The 259-nt window shown below is 34.4% G+C and carries 1 protein-coding gene; it reads left to right on the forward strand.

Annotated elements, in window-relative coordinates:
• Nucleotides 1-259, forward strand: a 259-nt coding sequence (locus KVT28_RS25500; protein WP_217551004.1) for a hypothetical protein, incomplete at both ends; no start/stop codon positions are given.

The raw sequence follows: 259 nt of genomic DNA on the forward strand, positions 1-259 counted from the left end.
TAGCAGAGCTAACTTTGGTGCAAATCATAAGATCTGATGTCCAGTGGATAAATTTAATTGGTATCCTTTTGAAAAGCAAAAATATCACATCTGTTGTTCAAATATTGGACCATAGCCATCTTCAGAGAATTTGCATAGAAAAAAAAAAACAACAGCACAAGTTCACATCAATAGGATCAGGTAAGACATATATCAAGAACTTGCAAACATTGATGGATCATGTAGCACAAGTTCCCAGCGGGGAAAAAAATCTTTTCAT

This window comes from Pantoea sp. GbtcB22, from assembly GCF_019091025.1.
In the GTDB taxonomy this organism is placed as follows: Bacteria; Pseudomonadota; Gammaproteobacteria; order Enterobacterales; family Enterobacteriaceae; genus Pantoea; species Pantoea leporis.